The organism is Promicromonospora sp. NPDC023805, from assembly GCF_040639635.1.
Lineage (GTDB): Bacteria > Actinomycetota > Actinomycetes > Actinomycetales > Cellulomonadaceae > Promicromonospora.
In genome coordinates, this window is record NZ_JBFAAH010000017.1 from 82,618 (window position 1) to 108,047 (window position 25,430).

20 protein-coding genes are annotated in these 25,430 nt (G+C 72.8%); 16 read left to right on the forward strand and 4 right to left on the reverse strand.

Annotated features, from left to right (window positions below):
* The first annotated feature begins 53 nt into the window (after window positions 1-53).
* From dacB to AB0F70_RS17555, 15 genes are all read left to right on the forward strand, one after another.
* Window positions 54-1,505 carry a D-alanyl-D-alanine carboxypeptidase/D-alanyl-D-alanine-endopeptidase gene (gene dacB, locus AB0F70_RS17485; RefSeq protein ID WP_357450674.1) on the forward strand — a complete coding sequence of 484 codons (1,452 nt, stop codon included), beginning with the start codon at window positions 54-56 and terminating at the stop codon, window positions 1,503-1,505.
* Window positions 1,506-1,538: 33 nt separating this feature from the next.
* Entirely contained in the window at window positions 1,539-2,615 is a 1,077-nt protein-coding gene (locus tag AB0F70_RS17490; RefSeq protein WP_357450677.1) for a zinc-dependent metalloprotease, read from the forward strand.
* Between the two features lie 49 nt (window positions 2,616-2,664).
* Window positions 2,665-3,855 (forward strand): tRNA lysidine(34) synthetase TilS, encoded by a 1,191-nt coding sequence (gene tilS, locus AB0F70_RS17495; protein WP_357450681.1) that lies wholly within the window; start codon window positions 2,665-2,667, stop codon window positions 3,853-3,855.
* A gap of 3 nt (window positions 3,856-3,858) precedes the next feature.
* Window positions 3,859-4,413 (forward strand): hypoxanthine phosphoribosyltransferase, encoded by a 555-nt coding sequence (gene hpt, locus AB0F70_RS17500; RefSeq protein WP_116677043.1) that lies wholly within the window; start codon window positions 3,859-3,861, stop codon window positions 4,411-4,413.
* Between the two features lie 184 nt (window positions 4,414-4,597).
* Window positions 4,598-6,628 carry an ATP-dependent zinc metalloprotease FtsH gene (gene ftsH, locus AB0F70_RS17505; protein ID WP_357450686.1) on the forward strand — a complete coding sequence of 677 codons (2,031 nt, stop codon included), beginning with the start codon at window positions 4,598-4,600 and terminating at the stop codon, window positions 6,626-6,628.
* Window positions 6,629-6,684: 56 nt separating this feature from the next.
* Window positions 6,685-7,278: a GTP cyclohydrolase I FolE gene (gene folE, locus AB0F70_RS17510; RefSeq protein ID WP_357450820.1), complete on the forward strand. Its 594-nt coding sequence runs from the start codon at window positions 6,685-6,687 to the stop codon at window positions 7,276-7,278.
* Window positions 7,279-7,289: 11 nt separating this feature from the next.
* The gene (folP, locus tag AB0F70_RS17515; protein WP_357450823.1) at window positions 7,290-8,321 is read left to right on the forward strand and encodes a dihydropteroate synthase; all 1,032 of its coding nucleotides are present in this window, start codon (window positions 7,290-7,292) and stop codon (window positions 8,319-8,321) included.
* A complete protein-coding gene (folK, locus tag AB0F70_RS17520; RefSeq protein WP_357450689.1) occupies window positions 8,318-11,122 on the forward strand; it encodes a 2-amino-4-hydroxy-6-hydroxymethyldihydropteridine diphosphokinase in 2,805 nt (934 codons plus the stop codon). Before folP ends, folK begins: the two co-directional genes overlap by 4 nt.
* Before the next feature lies 1 nt (window position 11,123).
* Entirely contained in the window at window positions 11,124-11,609 is a 486-nt protein-coding gene (locus tag AB0F70_RS17525) for a DUF3180 domain-containing protein (protein ID WP_357450692.1), read from the forward strand.
* Between the two features lie 35 nt (window positions 11,610-11,644).
* Entirely contained in the window at window positions 11,645-12,136 is a 492-nt protein-coding gene (locus AB0F70_RS17530) for a PH domain-containing protein (RefSeq protein ID WP_357450695.1), read from the forward strand.
* Window positions 12,133-13,767: a PH domain-containing protein gene (locus tag AB0F70_RS17535; RefSeq protein ID WP_357450699.1), complete on the forward strand. Its 1,635-nt coding sequence runs from the start codon at window positions 12,133-12,135 to the stop codon at window positions 13,765-13,767. Before AB0F70_RS17530 ends, AB0F70_RS17535 begins: the two co-directional genes overlap by 4 nt.
* A 13-nt stretch (window positions 13,768-13,780) precedes the next feature.
* Complete coding sequence (locus AB0F70_RS17540) at window positions 13,781-14,755, forward strand: DUF2520 domain-containing protein (protein ID WP_357450702.1); 975 nt, start codon at window positions 13,781-13,783, stop codon at window positions 14,753-14,755.
* Between the two features lie 125 nt (window positions 14,756-14,880).
* Window positions 14,881-15,738, forward strand: coding sequence for a pantoate--beta-alanine ligase (panC, locus tag AB0F70_RS17545; RefSeq protein ID WP_357450825.1), 858 nt, complete (start codon window positions 14,881-14,883; stop codon window positions 15,736-15,738).
* A 4-nt stretch (window positions 15,739-15,742) separates the two neighbouring features.
* On the forward strand, window positions 15,743-16,249 hold the full coding sequence (gene panD / locus AB0F70_RS17550; RefSeq protein ID WP_357450705.1) for an aspartate 1-decarboxylase: 507 nt from the start codon (window positions 15,743-15,745) through the stop codon (window positions 16,247-16,249).
* On the forward strand, window positions 16,246-17,919 hold the full coding sequence (locus AB0F70_RS17555) for an L-aspartate oxidase (RefSeq protein ID WP_357450709.1): 1,674 nt from the start codon (window positions 16,246-16,248) through the stop codon (window positions 17,917-17,919). Before panD ends, AB0F70_RS17555 begins: the two co-directional genes overlap by 4 nt.
* A gap of 172 nt (window positions 17,920-18,091) precedes the next feature.
* Here the strand turns inward: AB0F70_RS17555 and AB0F70_RS17560 are convergent, their stop codons facing one another.
* From AB0F70_RS17560 to AB0F70_RS17575, 4 genes are read right to left on the reverse strand one after another with little or no spacing between them, the layout of a single operon-like run.
* Window positions 18,092-19,861 carry a biotin carboxylase N-terminal domain-containing protein gene (locus AB0F70_RS17560; protein WP_357450711.1) on the reverse strand — a complete coding sequence of 590 codons (1,770 nt, stop codon included), beginning with the start codon at window positions 19,859-19,861 and terminating at the stop codon, window positions 18,092-18,094.
* Window positions 19,858-21,549 (reverse strand): urea amidolyase family protein, encoded by a 1,692-nt coding sequence (locus AB0F70_RS17565; protein ID WP_357450714.1) that lies wholly within the window; start codon window positions 21,547-21,549, stop codon window positions 19,858-19,860. Before AB0F70_RS17565 ends, AB0F70_RS17560 begins: the two co-directional genes overlap by 4 nt.
* On the reverse strand, window positions 21,549-22,331 hold the full coding sequence (locus AB0F70_RS17570) for a 5-oxoprolinase subunit PxpA (RefSeq protein ID WP_357450717.1): 783 nt from the start codon (window positions 22,329-22,331) through the stop codon (window positions 21,549-21,551). Before AB0F70_RS17570 ends, AB0F70_RS17565 begins: the two co-directional genes overlap by 1 nt.
* 44 nt (window positions 22,332-22,375) lie before the next feature.
* On the reverse strand, window positions 22,376-23,653 hold the full coding sequence (locus AB0F70_RS17575; RefSeq protein WP_357450720.1) for an NRAMP family divalent metal transporter: 1,278 nt from the start codon (window positions 23,651-23,653) through the stop codon (window positions 22,376-22,378).
* A gap of 216 nt (window positions 23,654-23,869) precedes the next feature.
* Between AB0F70_RS17575 and AB0F70_RS17580 the strand changes: the two genes are divergently transcribed.
* Entirely contained in the window at window positions 23,870-25,402 is a 1,533-nt protein-coding gene (locus AB0F70_RS17580; protein ID WP_357450723.1) for a hypothetical protein, read from the forward strand.
* Window positions 25,403-25,430: the final 28 nt, after the last annotated feature.

Consider the following 25,430-nt stretch of genomic DNA (forward strand, 5'->3'; position numbering starts at 1 on the left):
TTGCCGTACCCGCCACATGGTTTGCCGCTACTAGAGTTGGCTATGGCTTTTACATGACGATCGAGAGGATGCCCATGGAGTGGGGGTTGCGCTCCGGCGCTGCCGTCGCCGCGGTCGTCGCACTGTTCGGTGGGTACCTGGTCGCCGACGCGTACGACGTCGTTCCCGGCATGCTCACCATGGCCGAGCCATGGCCTGAGCCGAGCCCCTTCCCGTCCGCGCCCGGCGCCGTCGAGGGGCCCGCCCCCGCCGCGCTCCTCGAGAGCCTCCCCGCGGACGCACCCGTCCCGGACAGCATCGAGATGCAGCGCCTCGTGACCGGTCTGGCCAAGGACAAGCGGCTCGGATCCCGGGTCGGCGTGGTGGTGGCGGACGGCCTGTCGGGTGACGTGCTCGGCTCGTCGAGCCCGGACACGCTCATGACCCCCGCGTCCACCCAGAAGCTCCTCACGGGTGTCGCAGCGCTCTCGTCGGGCATCGCGAGCTCCACGCTCGACACCAAGGCGGTCCTCGTCGACGACAACACGGTCGTCCTCGTCGGCGCCGGCGACATGATGCTCTCGGCGGGCCAGGGCGATCCGGACGTGGTGAACGGGCGCGCCGGCCTCGCCGACCTCGCGCAGCAGGTCGCCGCCAAGGTGAAGGTCGACGGCACCACCGAGGTCCGGGTCGCGCTCGACGACACGCTCTTCACCGGTGACGACGTCGCCCCGACCGTGGCCAGCGCGGACATCGCGGCCGGTTACGTGGCGCCCGTCTCGTCGGTCGGTATCAACGTCGGCCTGCTGTCCGACGGGTACGGCGACAACGGGCCCCGCGCGTCCGACCCCGGTAAGTACGCGGCGGAAGCCTTCGCCGCGGCGCTGGAGAAAGAGGGCCTCAGCACCGCCGGAGCCGTGATCGACGCGACCGCCCCCGACGACGCCCGCGTGCTCGGCCAGGTCAGCTCCGCGCCGCTGGCGGAGGTCGTCGGGTTCGCCATGCAGTACTCCGACAACACGATCACCGAGGTGCTCGGGCGCCTGGTCGCCGTGGACGCGGGCCTGCCCGGCTCGAACGACGGCGCCACACAGGCGGTGATCGCGAGCGCGAAGCGGCTCGGCGTCGACATGACCGGCGCGCGTCTGCGCGACTGCTCAGGGCTCGGCGACGGTTCGTACCTGAGCTCGCAGCAGCTCGTGGACCTGCTCGGGGTGATGGTCGACCCCGCGCACCCGAAGCTGCGCAGCGAGGCGGTGGGCATGCCGATCGCGGGCCTGACGGGCACGCTCGACAGCAGCCACGGCCGGTTCACCGGGACCAACTCGGCCCGTGGCGTGGCGCGCGCCAAGACCGGCAGCCTGCCCAAGGTGCGGGCGCTCTCCGGCACCGTGGTCACGGCTGACGACCGGCTGCTCGTCTTCACGGTCCTCGCCGACTCGATCCCGGCGAACCAGACGGTCGGCGCCACGTGGATCTACGACAGCTTCGTCGGTGACCTGGCCGCGTACTCGGTCCAGGGCTGACGGCCCGTCCGCCGGGACCGTTACCGTGGTCCGGTGACCCAGGCATCCACCGCCCCGCAGGTCGTCGACTGGCCGGCCGCAGCACAGATCGCCGGGCGGCTCGCCGCGCCCGGGCCGCATGCACCACGGGACGAGCTCGACTCCCTGGTGAGCGGTCTGCGTGCCGCGGCGGGAGACGCCGTCGGGCACGTGCTGGAGACCACGCGCATGGTGCCGCACGGTGGCGGGTCGACGCTGAGCCCCGTGGTGGTCGTGGACCGTGCGACCTGGGCGCGCGCCAACACGCAGTCCATGGCCGCCATGACCGAGGGGATCGGGGCGGTCGTCGCCGAGATCTCCAAGGGCTCCACCTCGCCCGGCGCGCAGCTGGCCGGCGCCGCCGAGATCGGTGCGGTTCTCGCGCTCCTCAGCGGGCGGGTGCTTGGCCAGTTCGACCCGTACTCCGCTCCGGGCCGGCTCCTCCTGGTGGCCCCCAACGTGCTGCAGGCCGAGGCGGCGCTGCGCGTCCCGGTGCGTGACTTCCGCCTGTGGGTCTGCCTGCACGAGCAGACCCACGCCCTGCAGTTCGCCGCGGCACCGTGGCTCGCAGGGCACCTCAGCGGGCGCACGCAGCACCTGATCACGGGCATGGCGCGGACCTCGGCAGAGCTGGCGAAGGCCCGGTTCGACAAGAAGCTCGTCGCTGTCGGCCGGAACGTCCTCGCCACGCTGCGCGGCGAGAACGGCACCATCATCGACGGCATGCTCACGCACGAGCAGAAGGACGAGCTGGCCGACATCACCGCGGTCATGGCCCTCCTGGAGGGGCATGCGGACGTGATGATGGACGCCGTCGGGCCGCGGGTCGTGCCATCGGTGCGCCGCATCCGCGCGCGGTTCGAGCGGCGGCGCGACGGCGAGGGGCGCAACACCTTCGACGTGGTGGTGCAGAAGCTGCTGGGCATGGACGCCAAGCTCGCCCAGTACCGCGACGGCGCGGCGTTCGTGCGCGCCGTCGAGCGGTCGGTGGGACGCGACGGGCTCAACGCGGTGTGGGCCGCCCCGGAGAACCTGCCCACCGCCCGGGAGATCGCCGACGCCCGCGCCTGGGTGCGCCGGGTGCACGGATGACGGCGGACGGCGCGCGGCTCGCGCCTACGGACGCCGGGAGCTGCTGAGCGTGGCCCGCGTCGATCCCGCCGTCGCCGCGGCGCGCAACGCGGTCCGGGCGGTGCTGGCGCCGCTCGGACCGGACGACCTCGTGCTCGTCGCCTGCTCCGGTGGCGCCGACAGCCTCGCGCTCGCGGCGTCGCTGGCGTCCGAGGCCCGGCGGGTCGGGCGCTCCGTGCGGTCCCGCGGGTACGCGGTGCGGGCAGGGGCCGTGGTGGTCGACCACGGGCTCCAGGCCGGGTCGGCCCAGGTGGCGGCGCGGGCGGCCGAGCAGTGCCGCGAGCTGGGTCTCGACCCCGTCGTGGTCCGGGAGGTCGACCGGTCGAGCGGCGCGGGCGGGCCCGAGGCGGCCGCCCGGGACGCCCGGTACGCCGCGCTGGAGGCGTACGCCGCCGAGACCGGAGCTGCCCGGGTGCTGCTGGGACACACCCTCGACGACCAGGCGGAACAGGTGCTGCTCGGGCTCGCCCGAGGCGCCGGTGCCCGGTCGCTCGCCGGGATGCCGCGCGAGCGGGGGATCTTTCACCGACCGTTCCTCGGGCTCCGGCGCGCGCAGACCGAGGCCGTGTGCGCGGCGTCGGGCCTGGAGTTCTGGACCGACCCCACCAACCTGCTGCCACCCGACGACCGCACCTCGCCAACCCGGGTTCAGCGCGGGGCAACGGACCGGTCTCGCCTGCCGTTCACGCCGCTGCGCTCGCAGGTGCGCGGACGCGTGCTGCCGGTCCTCGAGGACACCCTCGGCCCCGGCGTCGTCGAGGCCCTCGGACGTAGCGCGGGCCAGCTGCGCGACGACGCGGACCTGCTGGACACCCTCGCCACGGAGCTCCTCGAAGAGGCCCGCACTGACCCGGCAGCCCAGGCGGCACACGGCGTGGGCGCCCCCGGTGGGCCGACGGCGGAGAGCGGCGCCGAGCTCGTCCTCGACGCCGGTGTCCTCGAGCGGGCCCACCCGGCGCTCCGGCGCCGGGCCCTCCGGCTCGCCGCCCTCGCGATCGGCTGCCGGCCGACGGACACCACCGCGCGGCACGTCGACGCACTGGACGCACTCGTCGTGTCATGGAGCGGTCAAGGCTCCGTCCACCTCCCGGGCGGCGCACGGGCCCGTCGTGCGTGTGGCAGTCTTTTCCTGCGCGCCGCGCCGACCGGTATCTCGGACGGTGGGACCGGCGCCCGGCCCCCCAGCACAACTCAGGAGTAACTCGTGGACCAGTCCGACGTCGGACCCGACCTCGCAGAGATCTTGCTCTCCGAGGAGCAGCTCACCAAGAAGCTCGACGAGCTGGCAGCCCAGATCGACGCGGACTACGCGGGCAAGGACCTGCTGCTCGTCGGCGTGCTCAAGGGCGCGGTGATGGTGATGGCGGACCTGTCGCGCCGCCTGCACCACAAGGTCCAGATGGACTGGATGGCGGTGTCGTCGTACGGATCTGGCACCAAGTCCTCCGGCGTCGTCCGCATCCTCAAGGACCTCGACGCGGACCTGACGGGCCGCAACGTGATCATCGTCGAGGACATCATCGACTCGGGCCTGACCCTGTCCTGGCTCGTGTCGAACCTGCGCTCGCGGGGCCCGGAGTCCGTCGAGATCGCCGCCATGCTGCGCAAGCCGGACGCCGCACAGGCCGACGTCGACGTGAAGTACCTGGGCTACGACATCCCCAACGAGTTCGTCGTCGGCTACGGCCTCGACTACGCGGAGAACTATCGCAACCTGCCGTTCGTTGCCACCCTGGCACCGCACGTCTACGGAGGCTGATCCACTCAGCGCCGCTCGACTCCGCGGATGCCCATCCCGGGCGGTTCGTCACGTCTGGGCGAGGTGTGGCCCAGGCATCACATGCTCTGGGCGAACACTCGGGGCTCCTGTCAGGGAGACCATGTAGTTTCGACGGAAACATACTGCGCGAGCGGAGGGAAACGGGGCTCGGTCCCCGTCGCCGATGAAGAACATCAAGAAGCTTCTGAGTGGCCCTGTCATCTGGATCCTGGTCGCACTGGTCGTGGTGACACTGGCCATCTCGGCACTGAACCAGCCCAATGTCTCGCGAATCGAGACATCACAGGGCATCGATCTGCTGAGCGGCAGCACGGTCGAGCACGCCCTCATGGTCGACGGCGAGCAGCGGGTCGAGCTCAAGCTCTCCAAGGCGTACTCGTCGACCGAGGGTGAGGGCGAGGACGCCGAGAAGGTCGACCACGGCAAGACCGTCGAGTTCTTCTACACGCTGCCCCAGGGCGAGCGGGTAGAGGCCGCCATAGTGAAGTCGGACCCGGCCGACGGCTTCGACTCGGAGGTGCCGCAGCCCAGCTTCTGGTCCTCCATGCTGTCGGTGCTGATCCCGTTCCTCCTGATCGGTGTCGTGTTCTGGTTCCTGCTCTCGCGGGCCCAGGGCGGCGGCAACCGGGTCATGGGCTTCGGCAAGTCCAAGGCCAAGCTGGCCAGCAAGGACACCCCGCAGGTGACCTTCGCGGACGTCGCGGGTGCTGACGAGGCGGTGGAGGAGCTCCACGAGATCAAGGAGTTCCTCGCCGAGCCGGCCAAGTTCCAGGCCGTCGGTGCCAAGATCCCCAAGGGCGTGCTGCTGTACGGCCCGCCCGGTACGGGCAAGACACTCCTCGCGCGCGCCGTCGCCGGTGAGGCCGGCGTGCCGTTCTACTCGATCTCCGGCTCCGACTTCGTCGAGATGTTCGTCGGCGTGGGCGCGAGCCGTGTCCGCGACCTCTTCGAGCAGGCCAAGCAGAACTCGCCGGCGATCATCTTCGTCGACGAGATCGACGCCGTAGGCCGGCACCGCGGTGCGGGCATGGGCGGCGGGCACGACGAGCGCGAGCAGACGCTGAACCAGATGCTCGTCGAGATGGACGGCTTCGACGTCAAGACGAACGTCATCCTGATCGCCGCGACCAACCGCCCCGACATCCTCGACCCCGCCCTGCTGCGCCCCGGCCGTTTCGACCGCCAGATCGCTGTCGAGGCCCCGGACCTCAAGGGCCGCGCGGCGATCCTGAAGGTGCATGCTCAGGGCAAGCCGATGGTGCCCGAGGTCGACCTCGTGGCCGTCGCCCGACGGACGCCCGGTTTCACGGGTGCGGACCTGGCGAACGTGCTCAACGAGGGCGCGCTGCTCACCGCCCGCAGCGGCGCGCAGCTCATCGACGACCGTGCACTGGACGAGGCCATCGACCGCGTCGTGGCCGGCCCCCAGAAGCGCACCCGTGTGATGAACGTCAAGGAGCAGAAGATCACGGCGTACCACGAGGGCGGGCACGCTCTCGTCGCCGCGGCGATGCGCTACACGGACCCCGTGACCAAGGTGACGATCCTGCCGCGCGGTCGCGCGCTGGGTTACACCATGGTCATGCCGCTCGAGGACAAGTACTCGACCACCCGTAACGAGCTGCTGGACCAGCTCGCATACGCGATGGGTGGCCGCGTGGCCGAGGAGCTCGTGTTCCACGACCCCACGACCGGTGCCTCGAACGACATCGAGAAGGCCTCGGCCATCGCGCGCAAGATGGTCACGGAGTACGGCATGAGCGAGCGGGTCGGCGCCATCAAGCTCGGCACGAGCGCCGGTGAGCCGTTCATGGGCCGCGACTACGGGCACCAGCGCGACTACTCCGAGTCCGTGGCGGGCACCATCGACGACGAGGTCCGCAAGCTCGTCGACGCCGCGCACGACGAGGCGTGGGAGGTACTGAGCCAGTACCGCGACGTGCTCGACGAGCTGGTGCTGGGTCTGCTCGAGAAGGAGACGCTGAACCAGAAGGAGCTCGCGGAGGTCTTCCGCGCCGTCGAGAAGCGCCCCGCACGCGACGTCTGGCTGTCCAGCGAGCAGCGTTCGGTGCACACGCGCGGTCCCGTGCTGACGCCCAAGGAGCTGGCGGCCCAGAACGGGCACTCCGTCGTCCCGCAGGACGAGGCGGTGCTGGACACTGCGCCGCCGGCACCCATGGATCCGCCGAACTAGCAAGTGACTGAGACCGGAGCACCACGATGACCGACAGGTCGATCACCCCTGTGGTTATGCCCGTGCGGCGCGCGGCGGACATCCCGCCGTACGACGCCGCACGGGCCGAGGCGGCCGTGCGGGAGCTGCTCCTCGCCGTCGGCGAGGACCCCGAGCGCGAGGGCCTGCGGGAGACGCCGGCCCGCGTCGCGCGGGCGTACAAGGAGATCTTCGCCGGTCTGCGGCAGGAGCCCGAGGACGTCCTGACCACCACCTTCGACCTCGGGCACGAGGAGATGGTGCTGGTCAAGGACATCGAGGTGTACTCGACCTGCGAGCACCACCTCGTGCCGTTCCACGGCGTGGCGCACGTCGGGTACATCCCCAACGTGGACGGCCGCATCACGGGCCTGAGCAAGCTGGCCCGGCTGGTCGAGGTCTTCGCGCGCCGTCCGCAGGTGCAGGAGCGGATGACCACGCAGATCGCGGACTCCCTGGTCGAGATCCTCGAGCCGCGGGGTGTGCTCGTGGTGGTCCAGTGCGAGCACCTGTGCATGTCCATGCGCGGCGTGCGCAAGCCCGGCTCGCGAACCATCACCTCCGCGGTGCGCGGAGTCATGCGTGACGGCGCGACCCGAGCCGAGGCGATGAGCCTCATCCTGGGGAAGTGACGGTTCCCACCGTGCGCCATCCGACCCGGGATGCCCAGGTGTTCGGCCTGCCGGAGCTCTCCGGCGTGGGCCGGACCCTGGTGATGGGTGTTGTGAATGTCACTCCGGACTCGTTCTCGGACGGTGGGGAGTGGTTCGAGCCGTCGGCCGCCGTCGCGCACGGGCTGGAGCTGCTCGGCGAGGGTGCGGACATCCTGGACGTGGGCGGGGAGTCCACGCGCCCGGGCGCGGTGCGGGTCCCGCAGGAGCAGGAGCTGGCCCGCGTGCTCCCCGTGATCGAACAGCTGGCCGCGCGCGGCGCGGTCGTGAGCGTGGACACCACGCGGGCGGCTGTCGCCGAACGGGCGGTGGCCGCGGGGGCCCGCATGGTGAACGACGTCTCCGGCGGTCTCGCCGACCCGGAGATGGGCCGCGCGGTCGCCGAGACCGGCGCCGCGTACGTGGCGATGCACTGGCGAGGGCACGCCGACGTCATGGACGACCGGCAGGAGTACGACGACGTCGTCGCCGACGTCCGTGACGAGCTCGCCGCCCGCATGGCCGCCCTGCACGACGACGGCGTGCGGTCCGAGCAGCTGATCCTCGACCCGGGGCTCGGCTTCGCCAAGGCAGGGGCGCTGAACTGGCCGCTGCTGGCGCACCTCGACGTCCTGTACCAGCTGGGGCGTCCCGTGCTCGTGGGCGCGTCCCGCAAACGGTTCCTCGGCCACCTGCTCGCGGACTCGGCCGGGCACATGGCGCCGCCGCGCGCCCGGGACGACGCGACCGCCGCGATCTCCGCCCTGTCTGCCGCCGCGGGCGCCTGGTGCGTCCGGGTGCACACCGTCCGGGCGAGTGCCGATGCCGTCAAGGTCGCGGCCGCTTGGACCACAGCGAGCGACGCGCCCCGGGTAGGGTCACCGGGTACCTCTCCCCGATCCGCACCGAAGGCATTGACTTCCACCGTGGCCTTGACCACAGAATCGTGGACGGTCGGGGAACAGGGCATACCGACCTGGCAGGATTCCGGTGCACACGAAGACGACGGTAGGAGACCACGGTGACCACAGCGTTCGGAACGGGCGTCACAGGCCCGGACGGCCGGTCGCTGGACCAGGTCCAGCTGACAGGCGTGAGCGCGCGGGGGTACCACGGTGTGCTGCCGTCGGAACGACAGACCGGCCAGGAGTTCCGGGCCGACGTCGTGCTCTACCTCGACACCCGCCCGGCTGCCGCCGGCGACGACCTCGCGCAGACGGTGAGCTATGCGGACGTGGCGCAGGACGTCCACGACATCCTGGCGGGTGAGCCCGTAGACCTCGTCGAGACGGTTGCCGAGCGCATCGCCGCTGCGGTGCTGGCCCGGCCGCAGGTCGAGGCGGTGGACGTTCGTGTCCACAAGCCGCAGGCGCCCATCCCGGTGCCGTTCGCCGACGTCGAGGTGGCGATCCGGCGTGACCGCGTCCGGATGCCGGTCGTGGCCGCGCCCGCGACCTCGGTCGGCTCCGCCGACACCTCGCTCCTGACGGGTACCGCATCGGCCGCCGCGTCCGCCGACCTCCTCGGCTACGAGGCCGAGCCGCGGGACACGTTCCCGGCGAGCTCACCCATCGACTCGTGGAACGACGCGGCGGAGCAGGCGCGCAACGACACTGCACACAGCGACTCCGAGAGGGCGCCGTACGTCGGCGAGCCCGAGCCGCAGGACCTCGAGCCCGTCACCCGCCCGGCGCACGACGAGCCCGCGCCGTTCGAGCGAGAGCCGTACGAGCCCTACCGGCCCGAGCCCGCCGAGGCGGCGCCGCTCCGGGCGGAGGCGTTCGAGCCGGAGCCGCTCGTGTCGCGGGTTCCTGCCTCGATAGCGCCCGCCGCACCGGTCGGCGAGGCCCCGGAGCCGCTCCCGGTCCCGGAACTCATCGCACCCGAGCCGCTCCAGGTGATTCCCGCCGCGTGGGAGCTGCAGTCCGATGCCCCGGCGCAGGCCGAGCAGCGGGACCAGCTCGGCCAGGAGCCGACGTTCCGGCCGGACGAGCAGTTCCTGCCGGAGCAGGCCTTCGAACCGGTCCAGCAGTACGAGTCGGTCCAGGGCCTCGACCAGAGGCGTGACCAGCCGATCGGCTTCGAGCAGCCGCAGTACGACCAGTTCACGCCGGAGTCGGCACAGGCGCAGCCGCAGCCGTTCGAGCAGGTCCAGCCGTTCGAGCAGGCCCAGCCATTCGAGCAGCCGCAGTCGTTCGAGCAGCCGCAGTCGTTCGAGCAGGCCGGCTACGAGCCGCAGGGCTACGAGCAGCCGACGCCGCAGTTCGAGCAGCCGCAGCGGCTCGAACAGCAGAACCAGTACGAGCAGCTGTTCGAGCAGCAGCAGCAGTACGACCAGGGCGGGACGGAGACCACCCGCGTGTCGGCGGCGGTCCCCGACTCCGCCGTCGCGCAGCCTGAGCAGTACGCGTCCGAGCAGTACCAGGTGGAGCCGCGCGACCGGTTCGACGAGATCCCTGCCGGATACGTGGACGTGGTCATCGCGATCGGCGCCAACCTGGGTGACCCGCAGGCGACCATGCGGTCCGCGGTCGCCGAGCTGGACCGCATGCCCGGCCTGCAGATCACCGACGTGTCGCCCCTGGCACGCACGGCCGCCGTCGGTGGACCCGAGGAGCAGCCCGACTACCTCAACGCGGTGCTGCTGGCCCGTACGACGCTCTCGGCGCGCGGGCTGCTGCACCTCTGCCAGGACGTCGAGAACGTGCACGGCCGTACCCGTGACGAGCGCTGGGGTCCCCGCACGCTGGACGTCGACGTGATCACCTACGGCAACCTGACGGACGCCGCCGAGGACCTCGAGGTGCCCCACCCCCGCGCGCACGAGCGGGCGTTCGTCCTCGAGCCGTGGTCGCAGATCGCGCCCGACGCGGTGCTGCCCGGCCTGGGCGGTGGCCCCGTGGCCCAGCTCGCGGCCACGGCGCCCGACCGGGCCGGCATCCGCTGGCTCGCGCTCGACTGGCTGACCGACCCGGAGCCGGAGCAGGGTGGCGGAGCCACCGGCTCGAACCATTCACCGGTGTCCGATGACGGTGGCAACGCCGGCCAGGACTCCCACCCCGCCGAGATGCCGCCGGCCCTGCCGCCCTCGGTCCCGCCGAGCGGCCGGCCTCCGGTCCTGCCCGCAGGCCCCGTGGTCGAGGTCCCGGGCGGTGGGCACCCGCAGGGGCACCACAGCGGTCAGGTCGAGCTCGATCGTCAGCCGCAGTCCGCTGTCCCGCAGCAGGAGGCGTACCCGGCCGGGTCGCCTCTGCAGGGCTACTCCAGCGGACCGGTGCCTGGTTCGGGCGGCTCGGTGCCGATCCCGCAGGCTGCGTCCGCGGGCCCGTTCGGCGCCCCGCCGGCCGGGATGCCGGTCAACGGATCGGTGGTCCCGCCGCCGGAGGAGGCGCTGGTCCCGGCGCCGCAGGCACCCATAGCGCCCCGCGCGGTGCGAGACACCGCCCACGAGGCCCCGGCGCATGAGCTGCTGCCGTCGTCGCAGGCCAAGCCGGTGTTCGCACCGGTGAACCCGTCGCGCCAGCAGAGCGGCGTGTTCCCGCCCTCGAACGGCGCGCCGCAGGAGCCGGCCAACCCGCTCTTCGCCCCGATCGGCGCGCCGCCCATCGGCGCGTCGGACCAGGTGCCGAACGGGCACGCCAACGGGCAGCCGAACGGTCAGCCCAACGGGCAGCCGAACGCTCAGCAGGACGCCTACGACAACGACCACACGGTGATCCGGGTGCCGGGGTTCGTTGCCGAACAGCGGGCCGCGGCGGCGGACGGTCCGATCGACTCGGTTCCCTCGTGGGTTCCGGTAAGGGACGAGCGGGGGCGCGAAGCCTGACATGCGCAGAACGCCGATCGGATCCCTGATCGCAGTTCTCGTCGCCGTCGCGATCGTCGGCTGGCTCGTGCTGCGCGCCCTCGAGGCGCGCAGCGTGTACCTGCCGGTCGTGCCGTGGCTGGTCGACGTGGCGGTCCTCGCGCTGGCCGGAGCCGTCTTCTGGTCGGGCTGGACCGTGCGGTCCTACCAGAAGGGCAAGCGACCGTCGCTCGACGGGCTCCGGGCCGCCCGGACGCTCGTCCTGGCCAAGGCCGCCGCGCTGACGGGTGCGCTGCTCGGCGGCTGGTACCTCGCGCAGGTGCTGGTGGTGCTGGGAGACCTTGCCATCGAGCCCCGGCGCGACCGTGCAGTGGCCGCCGGTATCGCAGTGCTGTGCTCGGTGGGGCTCGCCGTGGTGGGTCTGGTCGCGGAGAAGTTCTGCGAGCTGCCGCCGTCCGACAAGGACCGCGCCAGCTCCGACGAGGGCGAGTCTCCGGCCCCGGCCTGAGGTATCGGTGTCGAGGGCTTGCCCTCTGCGGAACAATGGCCATCATGACCAGCCCCTTCGAACCGCACGACGTGACCTGGAGCCGCGTGTCCCCGCGTCTCGTGACGGCCATGTTGGTGCCGGCCACCATCACCCTCGGCATACCCGCGATCGTCGGCGTAGTGCTCGCCGTGACGGTCAGTCCCTGGTTCTGGCTCCTCGCAGGATTCCCTGCGCTGTTCCTGGTGTGGTCGATCCTCCTGGTCCCGCGCCAGGTCAGGGCCATCGGCTACGCCGAGCGCGACAACGATCTCCTGATCCGCAAGGGGGTCATGTTCAGGTCGATGGTCGTGGTGCCGTACGGCCGGATGCAGTACGTGGACGTCGAGGCGGGCCCCCTGGACCGCAAGCTCGGCCTGGCGAAGGTCCAGCTCCACACGGCGTCCGTCGGTACGGACGCCCAGATCCCTGGTCTGCCGCCGGACGAGGCGGCGCGCCTGCGCGACCGTCTTGCGTCCCGTGGTGAGGCCCGTCTGGCGGGGCTGTGAGCACGCCCGAGGGCGGCCTCGACAAGATCGACCAGCACGGCGCGGACGCCGGCCGGCAGGACGACCACGGCCAGCCCGAGGCCGAGGAGCTGGACTGGCGGCGCGTGCACCCCGTCACGCCGCTGGTCCGGGGCTGGGCGGTGGTCGGTGCGGCCATCGTGATCCTCGGCCAGCAGAGCCTCGACGGCGGGCCACGCGGCGGCCTCATCGCCCTCATCTCCAGCGAGTACTGGTGGACGCTCTTCGTCGCGCTGGCCGCCATCGCGCTCGTGGGCTGGGGCTACTCGGTGCTGGCCTGGCGCATGACCACCTACGCCATCGGCGAGGAGACCGTGCACCTGCGGCGCGGCATCCTGTTCCGCCAGCAGCGGCACGCCCGCCTGGACCGGCTCCAGTCGGTGGATATCCGGCAACCGCTCGTGGCGCGCTTCTTCGGCCTGTGCGAGCTCACCCTGGAGACCGCGGGCGGCACCGACTCCGGCATCGCCATCGGGTTCCTGAAGGGGTCCGACGCCGACGAGCTCCGCGCCGAGCTCCTCGCCCGCGCGGCGGGTCTCAAGGTGGCCAGGACCGGCCCGGCCGTCGGCGCCCACCCGGCGCCGGGTGCGGTGACCGCTCCCGCCGGGACCACCCCGCAGGACCAGATCTACGCCGCCGGGCCGCAGGACGAGAGCCAGGACGTCGCCGTGCCCGCTGGAGGGCCGTACGGCCCGCTGGACGCGCCGGCGGCACCGGTGAGCCTCGAGGCGCCCCAGGTGCCCGTGCTGAGCGTGCCCCTGGGCCGGCTGATCGCCTCGGTCGTGCGGTCCGGGGCCATGATCACGCTGGTGCTGTGGGCACTGGCTGTGCTGGTGGTCATGATCGCCACCGGCGAGTTCGCCGTCATGTCCGCGTCGCTGCCAGCGGTCCTGGGCGCCGGCGGGTACCTGTTCGGCCGTCTCACCGGCGAGTTCGACTTCCGCGTGGCCATCTCGCCCGACGGCGTCCGGCTGCGGCACGGGATGCTCGAGACGCGCTCCCAGACCATCCCGCCCGGCCGCGTGCAGGCGGTGCGCCTGGTGCAGAGCGTGCTGTGGCGTGGGCGCGACTGGTGGCGCGTACAGGTGAACGTCGCGGGCTACGGCGGCGAGAGCGAGGAGAAGAACAGCGTGCTCCTGCCGGTCGGCACCCGTGAGGAGGCGCTGACGGTGCTGTCGCTGGTGCTGCCCGACCTGGGCGTCGACGAGCCGCGCCGGATCCTCGACGCGGGCCTGGACGGCGACTCCCGGACCGAGAGCTCGTACGTCACGGCCTCCCGGCGGACGCGCATACTTGATCCGGTGGCATGGCGCCGCAACGGGTTCGCCGTGACCGGTCGCGCGCTCCTGCTGCGCCGGGGCCGCATGGTGAAGATCCTTGACGTGGTGCCGCACGAGCGGACGCAGTCGCTGGGCCTGAGCCAGGGCCCGTGGCAGCGCAGGCTGGGCGTCGCGTCGTTCCAGGTGCACTCCACGCAGGGTCCGGTGCAGCCGGAGGTGCCGCACCTCGACGCCGCCGACGCCGCGCGGCTCATGGCGGAGCAGGCCATGCGGGCCCGCACGGCACGCGCTGCCGCCGGTCCGGAACGATGGATGGAGAGACAGGGTGAGTGACCGGTGATGTCCCGTGAGTGAATCCGCAGACCCGGGCCGGCGGCCCGGCAGGCTCGGCGTCGGAGTGATCGGCGCGGGACGCGTCGGCGCGGTGCTCGGCAGCGCCCTGCGCGCCGCTGGCCACGCCGTCGTCGGCGCGAGCGGTATCTCCGAGGACTCCCGGGAGCGCATCGAGATGCTCCTGCCGGGTGTCCCCAACCTCGAGGTGCCCGACGTCGTCGAGCGCGCCGAGCTCGTGCTCCTCGCGGTGCCCGACGACGCACTGGGCCCCCTGGTCGCCGGCCTCGCCGAGACCGGGGCCTGGCAGCCCGGCCAGCTCGCGATCCACACGTCGGGCCGCTACGGGACCGCAGTCCTGGAGCCCGCCCGCCTGGGCGGCGCGATCCCGCTCGCCGTGCACCCCGCCATGACGTTCTCCGGCACGTCGCTCGACCTGGCCCGTCTGGAGGGCTGCACGTTCGCCGTGACCGGTCCGGCTCCGGTGCTGCCGATCGGGCAGGCGCTGGTGGTCGAGATCGGCGGCGAGCCCGTGATCGTCGACGAGCAGCTCCGCGGGCTGTATCACGCGGGCCTCTCGCACGGCGCGAACCACCTGGTGGTGCTCGTCGCGCAGGCCGCACAGGCGCTGGAGGCCGCGGGGATCGAGTCGCCCGGCAGGGTGCTGGCACCGCTGCTCACGGCGGCGCTCGAGTCGGCCACGCGGTCGGCCGACGCGCGTGACGGCATGGGGCCGGGGGCCATCGCCGCCCTCACCGGACCGGTCTCGCGGGGCGACGTCGGTACCGTGCGCCGCCACCTGACCGAGCTCAGCGCACTCGCCGCCGCCAGCGGCGCCACCGACGTGCCGGACAGCTACACAGAGCTCGCCCGCGGGGCCACCCGCCGTGCGCTGGCGAGCCACCGTATCGACGACTCCACCGCACAGAACCTGCTGGACGCGCTGGACGGCGCCACGGGGGAGTCGCGCGCAGGAAGGAACACGCAGTGAGCACCGAGGCCGTCACCACGCCCGACATCCCGGCCGATATCCCGGCCGATATCCCGGCCGATACGGAGTCCACGCAGCGCACGCCGCTCGTGGTCCGCACCCGCTCCGAGCTGCGCGACGCGCAGATGCGCTGGGCGATCGCGGGTCCGCCGGAGCCGTCCGGGCTCGATGCGGAACCCGGCAGGCGCGCGGTGGTCATGACGATGGGCGCGCTGCACGACGGGCACCTGGAGCTCGTGCGCCGGGCACGCGCGGAGGCCGGCCCGAACGGCCAGGTGATAGTCACCATCTTCGTGAACCCGCTGCAGTTCGGCGCGGGCGAGGATCTGGAGACCTACCCGCGTGACCTGGACGGCGACGTCGCCAAGCTCGCCGGCGTCGGGGCCGACGTCGTCTTCGCGCCGACGCCCGACGTCGTCTACCCGGACGGCGACCCCGTGGTGCGGGTCTCCGCCGGGCGCATCGGCGACGTGCTGGAGGGCGAGCACCGCCCCGGCCACCTGGACGGTGTGCTGACGGTGGTGCTCAAGCTGATGCACCTGGTGCGGCCCGACGTCGCGCTGTTCGGCGAGAAGGACGCCCAGCAGCTCCTGGCCGTGCGCCGTATGGTGCGCGACCTGGAGGTGTCGGTAGAGGTGGTGGGCGTGCCGACGGTGCGAGAGGGCGACGGCCTCGCGATGTCCTCGCGCAACGCGTACCTTTCCGCCGCGGAGCGCGAGCAGGCCCTGGCGCTGTCGCGCGCGCTGCGTGCGGGCGCGGTGGCGGCCACCAGTGGAGCGGCGGGTGTGATCAACGCCGCCCGTCAAGTGCTGGACGAGGCCGACGGCGTCGTGATCGACTACCTCGCGCTCGTCGATCCGGTGACCGCCCGCGCGGTGACCGACGACTTCTCCGGCCATGCGCTGCTGCTCGTGGCCGCACGGGTGGGTACCACCCGCCTGATCGACAACCAGGCCGTCGAGGTCTCGCCAGACCAGAGGTAACGCCATGAGCTCCACCGAGCACCGCCCGCCCGTCGGCCGCCCCGCATCGTTGCAGCGGCCGATGATGATCGCGAAGATCCACCGCGCCACCGTGACGCAGGCGGACCTGCACTACGTCGGGTCCATCACCGTCGACGCCGACCTGCTCGACGCCGCCGACCTGATCCCCGGCCAGCAGGTCGACGTCGTCGACGTGACCAACGGCGCCCGGCTGACCACCTACGTGATCCCCGGCGAGCCCGGCTCGGGCCAGATCTGCATCAACGGCGCCGCCGCCCACCTGGTCAGCCCCGGCGACGTCGTCATCCTGATCGCCTACGGCATGCTCTCGGACCACGACGCGCGGACGTTCCTGCCGCACGTCGTGTTCGTCGACGACCAGAACCGCGTGGTCGAGATCAGCGACGAGCCCGGACAGGTGCCCGACGGGTACGGCCTGGAGGAGAGTGGCATCGCGATCGAGCCGTTCCAGCAGGCCGGCCTGGTGCGGACGGCGTCGGGCCGCGCGTGAGCAGCATTTCCGGACCTGGACCGCGCCTCTTCCGCTCCCTCGCCGCCCCGGCACCCGGCTGGACCTCCGAGGCCGACGCGATAGTCGTCGGCTCCGGCATCGCCGGGCTGACGGCGGCGCTCGAGCTGCGCACGCACGTACCGCGGGTGCTGCTCGTGACGAAGGGCAGGCTCCTGTCGGGGTCGACGGTGTGGGCGCAGGGCGGGATCGCCGCCGCGCTCGACCCGTCGGACTCGCCCGAGGCGCACCTCGCGGACACGCTCGCCGCGGGCGGCGGACTGTCGGACCCGGACGCCGTGCAGGTGCTGGTCACCGAGGGCCCGGAGCGCGTGCGCGAGCTCGTGGCCCGCGGCGCGGTCTTCGACAAGGCGGCCGACGGCGACATCGCGCTCACCCGCGAGGGCGGTCACCACGCCGACCGGATCGCGCACGCCGGCGGGGACGCCACCGGCGCGGAGATCTCCCGGGCGCTCGTGGCGCAGATCGAGGCGGTCCGGCACGACCCGGGCATCGAGGTCGTGGAGAACGCCCTGGTGCTGGACGTGCTGACGACCCTGGACGGCCGGGCCTGCGGGGTGACGCTGCACGTGCGGGGCACGGGTTCGCGGGACGGCGTCGGCGCGGTGCTGGCCCCCGCCGTCGTGCTGGCGACCGGCGGGATCGGTCAGGTGTTCCGGTCCTCCACCAACCCGGCCGGCGCGACGGGCGACGGCATCGCCGCAGCGCTCCGGGCCGGCGCGGTGCTGGGTGACCTGGAGTTCGTCCAGTTCCACCCGACGGTCCTGTGGCTGGGCACCGGCGCGAAGGGCCAGGTGCCCCTCATCTCGGAGGCCGTGCGCGGCGAGGGCGCCCTCCTGCTCGACGTCGACGGGCACCGGTTCATGCCCGCGGTGCACGAGATGGCGGAGCTGGCGCCGCGGGACGTCGTCGCGCACGCGATAGTGCGGCAGATGGCCGCGACCGGGGCCGACAACGTGCTGCTCGACGCCCGCCACCTGGGCCGCGAGTTCCTGCGGACGCGGTTCCCGACGATCAACGCGCGGCTGCTGGAGGCCGGCATCGACTGGTCCGAGGAGCCGGTACCCGTGGCGCCCGCCCAGCACTACCACTCGGGCGGCGTGGTGACCGACCTCGACGGGCGGTCCTCGGTGGACGGGCTGTACGCCGTCGGCGAGGTCGCGTGCACGGGCGTGCACGGGGCGAACCGGCTCGCTTCGAACTCGCTGCTGGAGGGCCTGGTGTTCGCCTCCCGCGCGGCGCGCGACGTCGCGGCCCGGTTCGACGCCGGCGAGCTCAAGCCGGGCGAGCCCGCCGAGCGTTCCGGCGGGTCAGGGCTGGTCGCGGCCGCCGCCCGGTCACGCATCCAGAAGGTGACGTCCGCCGGGTCCGGCGTGATCCGGTCCGCGCGCTCGCTCGCCGAGGTCGACGAGCGGCTCGCCGCCGTCCGCGCCGACGCGCACCTGGCCGCCGAGGTGGTGGCCGAACCCCAGGCCGCCGAGTGGGAGACCACCAACGTGTACCAGGTGGCCCGCGCCCTGACCCGGGCGGCCGCGCTGCGCGAGGAGACCCGTGGCGGCCACTACCGCACGGACTTCCCGAAGCCGGACGGCGCGTGGAAGCGCCGGGTCCAGGTCCGGCTGGACGATGCCGGGGTCCTCCAGGTCCGCTGACCGGGCCGAGTCCGGATGCGGCACCGACTTCGGTCGGTTGCACCAGGCCCTGCAGCGAGATCGGTCGGTTGCCTCGAGATCGGTCATTTAATGGACCGATCTCGAGGCAATTGACCGAAGTCATGAGCGGACGTCAGCAACTGACCGAACTCGGCCACGAAGCTGTGGTCGGTCAGCGCGTGATGTAGCCGACCGGGTCGCCTGTTGTGATCTGGGCGCCTTCCGCTGTCGCGTGCTCCAGGGTTCCTGCGACCTCCGCGACGAGCTGCGACTCCATCTTCATCGCCTCGACGACGGCGACGGGCTGGCCGTCGGCCACGGTCTCGCCGTCGGCCACCAGCCAGCGGATCAGGGTGCCGGGCATCGCGGGGAGCAGCGGCACGCGCCCGGCGTCCGCTCCGGGGGCCGATGCCGGTGGCGTGGCCTGCGCCGTCGTGCCGCCGGGCAGTCCGGAACCCGGGAACCCGATGCCGCCCGGCGTGCGCACCCGGTGCCGCTTCCCGTCGATCTCGACCCACGTCTCCACGACCCCGGGCTCGACGACCGGAGCGGCGAGGGTCTGCGGATCGATCGATGCCATTAGCTCGGTCTCTATCCACTGGGTGTGGACGGCGAACCCGGACCCGTCCGCCGAACCGCCGCCTGACCCCGTGAACGCCAGGTCGGCCAGGACCGCGCGGTGGAACGGCAGCACGGTCGGCACGCCCTCGACCACCGTCTCGGCGGCGGCCCGTCGCGCCCGAGCGAGTGCGACCTCTCGGGTGGGCCCCCACACGACGATCTTGGCGAACAGCGAGTCGAACTCGCCGGGGATCACCGACCCGGACTCCACCCCGGCGTCCACCCGGACGCCCGGGCCGGAGGGGGGCACGAACCGCTCGATGCGCCCGGGGCCGGGCAGGAATCCGCGCGCCGGGTCCTCGGCGTTGAGCCGCAGCTCGATGGCGTGGCCGCGCGGCTCCGGGTCCTCGGTCACGGACAGCGGCAGGCCGCTCGCGACGCGGAGCTGCTCGACGACGAGGTCCAGTCCCGTGGTCTCCTCCGTGACGGGGTGCTCGACCTGCAGCCGTGTGTTGACCTCCAGGAAGGACAGGGTGCCGTCCGCGCCGAGCAGGAACTCGACGGTTCCCGCGCCGCGGTACCCGGCAGCCGCGCAGAGGTCGCGCGCGGACTCGTGGACCCGCTTGCGCACCGCGGGGTCGAGGAACGGGGCGGGCGCCTCCTCGACCAGCTTCTGGTTGCGCCGCTGCAGGGAGCAGTCCCGGGTGCCCGCCACGACCACGTGCCCGTGGTCGTCGGCGATGATCTGCGCCTCCACGTGCCGGGGCCGCTCCAGGAACCGTTCGACGAAGCACTCGCCGCGCCCGAAGGCGGCCTCCGCCTCGCGGCGCGCGGCCTCGAACAGCTCGGGCACCTCCTCCAGGGTCCTGGCCACGCGCATGCCGCGCCCGCCGCCGCCGTGCGCCGCCTTGATGGCGAGCGGCAGACCGTGCTCCTCGGCGAAAGCGAGCGCCGCGGCGGCGTCGGGCACCGGGCCGTCCGATCCGGGCACCAGGGGCGCGCCGACGGTGCGGGCCAGGTCACGCGCGGCGATCTTGTCGCCGAGCAGCTCGATCGTCGCCGACGTCGGCCCTACCCACACGAGCCCCGCCTCCTCGACGGCCCGCGCGGCGGCTGCGCGCTCGGACAGGAAGCCGTAGCCGGGGTGGACGGCGTCCGCGCCCGACCGGCGGGCGACGTCGAGCAGCTTCGCTACCGACAGGTACGTCTCGGCGGCGGTGCGGCCGTCCAGGGACCAGGCTTCGTCGGCAAGGCGGACGTGCGGCGCGTCGGCGTCGCCGTCGGCGTACACGGCGACGGAACGGATCCCCAGGTCAGCGCATGCGCGGACGATACGGACCGCTATCTCGCCCCGGTTCGCGACGAGCACGGTGCGGATCATGGGGTGCCTCCTGGGTGGTTCTGGCATGGGTGGTTCTGGATCGTGAAACGGACGCGCGCGCCCGCGGGGAGCTGTCCGGCGAGCGGCACGTGGTCGGCGACTACCGCCCCGACCACCGGGTACCCGCCGGTCAGCGGGTGGTCGGCGAGGAAGAGGACCGGCTGACCGTCCGGCGGAACCTGGATCGCGCCGGTGACGCAGCCCTCGCTCGGCAGCTCGGCGCCCTCGCGTTCGGGGGTGCGGACCAGCGGCTCGCCGTCCAGGCGCAGCCCGATCCGGTTGGAGCGCGGGGTGACCAGCCAGTCCTGGCCGGTCAGCCGCGCGATGGTCGCGGCGTCGAACCAGTCGTCGCGCGGCCCCAGGACCATCTGCAGCTCTGTCACCTCGTCGGGTGCCGGCAGGCCGCCCTGCCTGTCGGACGACGGCGGTGCCGTCGGTGTCCCCGGCGATGGGGCCGCGTGTGGTTCGACCGTGGGCACTCCGCGCTCCGGGGCGCCGACGGGCAGCAGGTCGCCGGACCCTAGCGGGTCGGGCCCCAGCCCGGCCAGCACATCGGTCGCGCGGCTGCCCAGCACGGGCGGCACGTCGATCCCGCCGCGTACCGCGACGTAGGCGCGCACGCCCCGGGCGGGCGGCGCGAGGCGCAGCTCGTCGCCGTCGTCCAGCGCGAACGGTTCGCCCGGCCGCGGACGGCGGTCGGGGCGTGCCGGTTCGGCAGCGCTCGGCCGCACCACGATCTCGCCTACCGCCCCCGTCACCGCGAGCACCTGCGGGCCGTGGGCGCGCAGCCGTAGCCCGCCCACGGACTCGACGACGGCGGCGTCGGACGGGTTGCCTACCGCGCGGTTGGCCGCTCGCAGGCTCGGCCGGTCGAGCGCACCGGACGCCGAGACGCCCGCCCCCTCGGACCCGGGCCGCCCGAGATCCTGGACCAGCGCCTGCACCCCGGCCCCGACCACCTCGAGCCCGTGACGGACGTCGGCAAAGTCCGCCTCGACCACGCGGTTGGGCATGGTTTCGAGCGCAGAAGCATGCCCAACCGCGTGGTCGAGGCGGACTTCTGCAGTAGCGGCCAGCGCGCGGACCGGTGTGAAGCGGACCTCGTCGCCCGGGAGGAGGAGGGCCGGGCGCTCGCGGGTCACGTCCCAGACCGGGGCGTCGGTGCGGCCGAGGAGCTGCCAGCCGCCGGGGCTCTCCCGCGGGTAGACGCCGCTGTACGGCCCGGCGAGCGCCACCGACCCGGCCGGGACCCGGGTGCGCGGGCTCGGCCGTCGCGGGACCACCAGCTCGGGGTCGTCGCTGGTCAGGTAGGCGAAGCCGGGCGCGAACCCGACGAACCCGACGGTCCACGCGGCGCTCGTGTGCCGCCGGACCAGCTCCTCCGGGCTCCAGCCCAGCAGGTCTGCCGCCTCGGCGAGGTCGGCGCCGTCGTACACGACGTTGATCTCGACGGTCCGCGCGGTATCCGCGGCACGACGTTCCAGCGGTCGCGTCCGCAGCTCGGCGGCCAAGGCCGACGCGGACACGGCCGAGGGGCGGAACGGCACGAGCAGCGTCCGCGCGCCGGGCACGGGCACGCCGACGCCCCGCACGGGATCGCTCAGGAGGGACTCGTACAGCGCGACCGCCTGGTCGAGGTCGTCGAGCTCGACCAGGAGAGCGTCGTCGCGGGCGGTCAGTACCCGCATCACGCTGCGGAGCTGCTGCCCGCCGGGGCGAAGGCCGTGAGCTCTATGCCCTCGGCGTCGAACACCTCGCGGATCCGCCGGGCCATGGCGACGGCGCCGGGGGAGTCGCCGTGCACGCACACCGAGTCGGCGCGCACGGCGACGTCGGACCCGTCCACCGCCGTCACCATGCCCTCGGTGACCAGGCGGAGCATGCGCCGGGCCACGTCGTCGGCGTCGTGCAGCACGGAGCCCGGCTCGCGCCGGGAGACCAGGCCGCCCTCCGGTGTGTACGCGCGGTCCGCGAAGGCCTCGGTGGCGGTCGTGAGCCCTGCGGCGGAGGCCGCCGCGAGGGCCACGCTGCCGGGCAGGCCGAGCAGGACGAGGCCCGGGTCGACCGCGGCGACCGCCGCCGCGACCGCCCGGGCCACCCGCTCGTCCACCTGCGCAGTGTTGTACAGCGCGCCGTGCGGCTTCACGTAGGTGACGACGCCGCCCTCGGCGTCTGCCAGGCCGCGGAGCGCACCGATCTGGTAGGCGACGTCGGCCTCGAGCTCGTCGTCCGGCACGTCCATGTTGCGGCGGCCGAACCCGGCCAGGTCGCGGTAGCCGACGTGCGCGCCGATCGTGACGCCGCGCGCCACGGCGGAGCGCACGGTGCGGCGGATGGACGCCGGGTCCCCGGCGTGGAAACCGCAGGCGACGTTGGCGCTGGAGACGATGGCGAGCATCTGCTCGTCGTCGCCGAGCGTCCAGCGGCCGAAGCCTTCCCCGAGGTCGCTGTTCAGGTCGACGGCGCTCATGGTGCGGGTGTCCTTTCGGTGGTGCGAGGTGCCGAGCCGGAGGCTCAGGTGGACAGCAGGTCGAAGATCGGGCCCACCGCGTTGACCGCCATGTACCAGGTGACCACGGCGGCCAGGGTGCCGACCACCAGGAGCCACCGCGGGTAGCGGACGCTGCCCAGCAGCGAGCCGCGGAACCAGCCGATGTACATGAACAGGGTCAGGCCGATGGGCAGGATGAGGCCGTTGACGCCGCCGACGAACACGAGCAGCGTGGCGGGCGCGGTGCCGATCGCCAGGTAGATCGCCAGCGAGACGAGGATGAAGCCCACCGTCCACAGGTCTGCGGTGCGGCCGGCGATCTTCGCGGAGAACACGGGCAGGAACGAGACGGACGTGTAGGCGGCGCCGATGACGCTGGTGATCGCGGCGATCCAGAACACCGCGCCGAAGATGCGCAGCCCGGCCTCGCCGGCGGCGGCGGAGAACGCGTCGGCACCGGGGTTGCCCGCGACGTCGAGCACGACGCCGGAGGCGACGACGCCGAGGACGGCCAGGAACAGCACGTACCGCATGATGCCGGTGACGAGGATGCCGCTGACGGCTGCCCGGTTGACCTCGCGGATGTTCTCGGGGCCTGCGGTACCGGAGTCGAGCAGCTTGTGCGCGCCTGCGTACGTGATGTACCCGCCGACGGTGCCGCCCACGATGGTGGTGATGGTGGCGAAGTTGATGGTGTCGGGCAGCACCGTCTGCTTGAGCGCCTCGCCGACGGGCGGGTCGGACAGGATCGCGACGATCACGGTGAGCACGATCATCACCACGCCGGCCACGATGACCACCCGGTCGACGACGGCCCCGGCGCGCTTGGCGAGGAAGATCGCGATGGCGATGACGGCGCTGATCGCCCCGCCCACCCGGGGGTCGAGGCCGAACAGGGCGTTCAGGCCCAGGCCGGCGCCCGCGGTGTTGCCGATGTTGAAGACGAGCCCGCCGAGCACGATGAGCACGGCCAGCACGTAGCCGCTGCCGGGCAGGGCGTCGTTGGCCAGCACGCTCGCACGCTTGCCGGTCAGCGTGATCATGCGCCAGACGTTCATCTGGACGGCGAGGTCCAGCAGGATCGAGACCAGGATGCCGAACGCGAAGGCGGCGCCGAGCTGCTGGGTGAAGGTGGCGGTCTGCGTGATGAAGCCGGGGCCGATGGCGGAGGTCGCCATGAGGAAGAGCGCGCCCAGCAGGGAGCGGCTGCGCGCTGACGCGAAACGTCTGACCTTGGCGGCCGGGGGGCTCGTCGGCGTCTCTGCCGGCGAAGTGGCGGGCTCGTGGCTCGTGTCGGACATGGCGTCCTCCTGGTCAATGTGTTGAGCCGGATTGTTCAACAGTCAGGATGTTCCTCGTCGGATGTTTCCGCCGCATTGCGGAACATTGTCGATCATGACACGCCTCCGGCGCTCGAGAACAGCCCGGGACATCAGATATTTACGTGGCGGACCCTGTCGGATTGTTCAACGAACCTCTACGGTCGTGACGACCACCTCCGAGGGGAGAAGTGATTCATGATGTCCAGACCACGTACCGCGGTCAGGGTGCGAGCAGGCGCCGTCGCCCTCGCACTCTGTGCCACCACCGCACTGGCGGCTCCGGTCGCCGCCCAGGCCGCACCCGCGCAAGGGCCCGGCTCCGGAGCGGCCTGCCTCGACCCGAGCCTCCAGCTCTCGGTCGAGGAGAGCCGTCTCGCGGCCCGCCTGCCCGACGCCGCCGATCCGACCGTCCCTGCCGAGAGGACCTACGCCCGCACAGTCATCGAGGGCGCCGGGTTCGGCGGCTACACGGCAGCCTTCACCGCGGCCCTGTGCCGCACGCGGACGCTCGACGCCGCGACGGCACTGGCCGAACGCAAGGGCGAGGCTCTGTGGGACGCCGCCGTCCGCCGGGCCCAGTCCGACGGTCACGTGCGCGGCGACCTGCCCGCGAGCGACGACCGGCCGCTGTACTGGACCCGCGTCGAGGCCATGTCGGTGCTGCGCCAGTGGGCGCCGCGGGGCGGCCTCACCGACGCCGAGCGGGCCGAGCTGATCGAGACGTTCGACAAGGCGGCGCGCGGCATGTTCGACATCGACCTGCCGCCCGGCGACGACGTCCTGCGCGTGATCGTCAGCGGGTTCGACGTCTTCACGCTCGACGGCGGCACCACCTCGTCGGCGCCGGGCACCGTGGGCAACAACATCCGGTACGGCAACCCGTCGGGCGCCACTGCCCTGTCGCTGGACGGCACCACCTACCGCACCGACGACGGCACGCTCGCCTATGTCGAGGCATACACGCTGCCGGTGAGCTTCCCGGAGTTCGAGCGGGGCTACCTCGAGGACACCGTCGGCCCGTTCATGGAGCCGGGACCGCGTCAGGTCGACGCGTCGATCACGGTGAGCCAGGCCGGCGGGTCCCAGTTCAACCTGGAGCAGTGGAACGCCCGCTACCACGGCACCTTCGCGGGCAACGACAGGAGCCTGCCGTGCCCCGCGATCGGCGGTGTGCCGCAGCTCGCGGTCGACAACCCGGGCTGCAACATCCAGGTCGTCGACCGCTGGGGCGGCGGCGACGGGCTGACCGACCCGCCGCAGTGGACCACTGCGAGCCTGCCGATCGCGGAGATGATCGCCGCCGACACCGGGGCCGACGTGCCGCGCCCGCCGGGTGACACCTGGCCCGACCCGTCGGTGGCCTTCGGCGTCGTCTGGAACACGAGCTACACCCAGTTCCCCGACTGCGCGTCGCCCGCGCGCCGGACCTTCAACAGCCCGCCGTCCGTCACGTACCCGCCCGCGACGCCGCCCGTGCCGCCCGCGGAGGGTTCGTGCTCGTACAGCGGGGGCGGCGGTAACTACCTCTCGAACGAGAGTGCCTACCGCAACACGCTGCTGCGCGACCGCGCCGGCCTCGACATCCCGGCCGGGCACATCCACACGCCAGGCATGCAGCACTTCGAGACGGACTTCGGCGTGAGCGACCCGACGTTCGACGCCTGGCGCACCTCGATAGCCGCCCAGTCCCGCAACCTGGTCCACGCGGTCCTGGACACGGTCGACTGACCTCCGATCGTTGAGTGCTGGGTATTTG

Coding starts and splice junctions, on each gene's coding strand:
- AB0F70_RS17565 (WP_357450714.1), bottom strand. CDS start 21,549: ATGCGGGTACTGACCGCCCGCGACGACGCTCTCCTGGTCGAGCTCGAC.
- AB0F70_RS17560 (WP_357450711.1), bottom strand. CDS start 19,861: ATGATCCGCACCGTGCTCGTCGCGAACCGGGGCGAGATAGCGGTCCGT.
- AB0F70_RS17570 (WP_357450717.1), bottom strand. CDS start 22,331: ATGAGCGCCGTCGACCTGAACAGCGACCTCGGGGAAGGCTTCGGCCGC.
- AB0F70_RS17580 (WP_357450723.1), top strand. CDS start 23,870: ATGATGTCCAGACCACGTACCGCGGTCAGGGTGCGAGCAGGCGCCGTC.
- dacB (WP_357450674.1), top strand. CDS start 54: ATGACGATCGAGAGGATGCCCATGGAGTGGGGGTTGCGCTCCGGCGCT.
- AB0F70_RS17525 (WP_357450692.1), top strand. CDS start 11,124: ATGCGCAGAACGCCGATCGGATCCCTGATCGCAGTTCTCGTCGCCGTC.
- panC (WP_357450825.1), top strand. CDS start 14,881: ATGCGCTGGGCGATCGCGGGTCCGCCGGAGCCGTCCGGGCTCGATGCG.
- folE (WP_357450820.1), top strand. CDS start 6,685: ATGCCCGTGCGGCGCGCGGCGGACATCCCGCCGTACGACGCCGCACGG.
- ftsH (WP_357450686.1), top strand. CDS start 4,598: ATGAAGAACATCAAGAAGCTTCTGAGTGGCCCTGTCATCTGGATCCTG.
- panD (WP_357450705.1), top strand. CDS start 15,743: ATGAGCTCCACCGAGCACCGCCCGCCCGTCGGCCGCCCCGCATCGTTG.
- AB0F70_RS17530 (WP_357450695.1), top strand. CDS start 11,645: ATGGCCATCATGACCAGCCCCTTCGAACCGCACGACGTGACCTGGAGC.
- AB0F70_RS17575 (WP_357450720.1), bottom strand. CDS start 23,653: ATGTCCGACACGAGCCACGAGCCCGCCACTTCGCCGGCAGAGACGCCG.